3 protein-coding genes are annotated in these 2133 nt (G+C 73.5%); 2 read left to right on the top strand and 1 reads right to left on the bottom strand.

The genetic code is table 11. The features are described from left to right. Positions 1 to 758, bottom strand: a 758-nt coding sequence (locus tag IH00_RS0103660) for an alkaline phosphatase D family protein (protein WP_031069464.1), incomplete at its 3' end; no start/stop codon positions are given. 96 nt (positions 759 to 854) lie between these two features. Between IH00_RS0103660 and IH00_RS0103655 the strand changes: the two genes are divergently transcribed. Continuing rightward, the gene (locus IH00_RS0103655) at positions 855 to 1613 is read left to right on the top strand and encodes an SDR family oxidoreductase (protein ID WP_031069463.1); all 759 of its coding nucleotides are present in this window, start codon (positions 855 to 857) and stop codon (positions 1611 to 1613) included. 60 nt (positions 1614 to 1673) lie between these two features. Continuing rightward, positions 1674 to 1988, top strand: coding sequence for a MazG-like family protein (locus IH00_RS0103650; RefSeq protein ID WP_031069461.1), 315 nt, complete (start codon positions 1674 to 1676; stop codon positions 1986 to 1988). Positions 1989 to 2133: the final 145 nt, after the last annotated feature.

The following is a 2133-nucleotide window of genomic DNA, read 5'->3' as shown; positions in this document are numbered from 1 at the left end:
GGGTGCGCGGCGTGCGCGGCCCTGAGATCCGGGTCGGACTTGTACAGGCCGTAGCGCAGCCGGTAGTCCTCCAGGGTGACGGTCTCGCGGTTGAAGTGGGCGGGCAGGCGGCGGTCGGTGTAGGCGCGGGCGCCGCCGGTGGCGTTCACCGCGTACTCGTACAGGTAGTCACCGAGGTGGAGGACGACGTCGAGGTCCTCCTCCGCGAGGTGCCGGTAGGCCGTGAAGTACCCGTCGTGGTACGCCTGGCAGGAGACGGCCGCGAGCCGCAGCCCGTCGACGCGGGCGACGGCGTGGGGGGCGGTGCGGGTCCGCCCGGCGGAGCTGATCCAGTCGCCCGCGCGGAAGCGGTAGTGGTACTCGCGCCCGGGGGCCAGGCCGCCGACCTCGATGTGGACGCTGTGGTCGAACTCGGGGTGGGCGGTGGCGTGCCCGCGTCTGACGATCCTGGTGAACCGGGCGTCGTGCGCCAGTTCCCAGCGCACCTGGACCCGCCGCCGGGGAAGTCCGCTGCCGGGCTCGTACGGGCGGGGCGCGAGGCGGGTCCACAGCAGGACGGAGTCGGGCAGGGGGTCGCCGGAGGCGACGCCCAGCGTGAACGGGTCCTCGTCGATCGCGCGGGCGTCCAGCTCGGCGGCGCTCGCGGCGCCCGCGGCGGGCAGGTGCGCGGCGAAGGCGAGGGCGGCGGCCGCGCCGGTGACGGTGAGGAAGCGGCGGCGGTCGAATCGGCGTGCGGCGGCGCGTAGTTCGGCTGTCATGCGCCCAGTGCAGCGCGACCCCTTGTCGAGTACACAACATCCACATGTCGGCCGTATGAGGTCCAGGTGCCGGACCGTCCCGTACGCTGCGCCTCCATGAACGCTGTACGGAGGATCGCGGTGGTGACCGGCGCCGGCTCCGGGATCGGCCGGAGCGTGGCACTGGCTCTGGCGGAGGACGGCTGGTCACTGGCGCTGGCGGGCCGCCGGGACGGGCCGCTGCAGGAGACGGCGGCGCTCGCCGGCGCGGGCGCGGAGGTGCTGTGCGTCCCGACGGACGTCACCTCGCCCGGCGCGGTGGCGGCCCTCTTCACGGCCGTAGGGGACCGTTACGGCCGCGTCGACCTGCTCTTCAACAACGCGGGGAGCTTCGCGGGCGGCGGCACGCCGGTCGAGGACCTGGACCACGAGACGTGGCGCTCGGTGGTCGACGTCAACCTCACGGGCGCGTTCCTGTGCGCGCAGGCGGCGTACCGCCAGATGAAGGAGCAGTCCCCGCAGGGCGGCCGGATCATCAACAACGGCTCGATCTCGGCGCACGTGCCGCGCCCGCACTCGGTCGCCTACACGGCGACCAAGCACGCGCTGACGGGTCTGACGAAGTCCCTCTCCCTGGACGGCCGCCCGTACCGCATCGCGTGCGGACAGATCGACATCGGCAACGCGGCGACGGAGATGACCCGGCGGATGGAGTCGGGCATCCTCCAGGCGAACGGCACGCTCGCCCCCGAGCCGGTGATGGACGCGGCGGACGTGGCCCGGACCGTGGTGCACATGGCGGCGCTGCCGCTGGAGGCGAACATCCAGTTCGCCACGATCATGGCCACGACGATGCCGTACATCGGCCGCGGCTGACCCTTGCCGGGGCGCGCGCTCGGCCCCCCGGCGCCCCCGCCGGTGTGGCAGTCTCGGCCCATGGACGAGACCTGGGACACCGTCGACCGCCTCCACGCCTGGCTCGCGGGTGCCTCGGACCGGAGTCCCGAACAGCAGGTGCTGCTGCGGATGCTGAAGCTGTCGGAGGAGGTCGGCGAGGTGGCCCAGGCGGTCATCGGGGTGACGGGCCACAACCCGCGCAAGGGCACCACGCACACCTGGCAGGACGTGGAGTCGGAGCTCTGCGACGTGATCGTCACGGCGATGGTGGCGCTGCGCACGCTGACCCCGGAGGCGGAAGACGTCTTCGCCGCGCACCTGGGGCGGATCGCCGACCGCTCGCTCAGGGCCTGAAGCTCCCGGCCCCCCGGATCGGTCCGGACGGGGGTTCGTCGCCTCGGGGGTTCGTCGCCTCGGGGGTTCGGGTCCTTGAAGTGCCGGAACGTCCGGACCGTCCGGACCGTCCGGACCGTCCGGACCGTCCGGACCGTCCGGACCG

The organism is Streptomyces sp. NRRL S-118 (genome assembly GCF_000716335.1).
Lineage (GTDB): Bacteria > Actinomycetota > Actinomycetes > Streptomycetales > Streptomycetaceae > Streptomyces.
The sequence above is the reverse complement of the archived record's forward strand: the minus strand, read 5'-3'. Positions and strand labels throughout refer to the sequence as shown.

Excerpts from the sequence above, each read along its gene's own strand:
- IH00_RS0103655 (WP_031069463.1), top strand. The coding sequence starts at position 855 with ATGAACGCTGTACGGAGGATCGCGGTGGTGACCGGCGCCGGCTCCGGG.
- IH00_RS0103650 (WP_031069461.1), top strand. The coding sequence starts at position 1,674 with ATGGACGAGACCTGGGACACCGTCGACCGCCTCCACGCCTGGCTCGCG.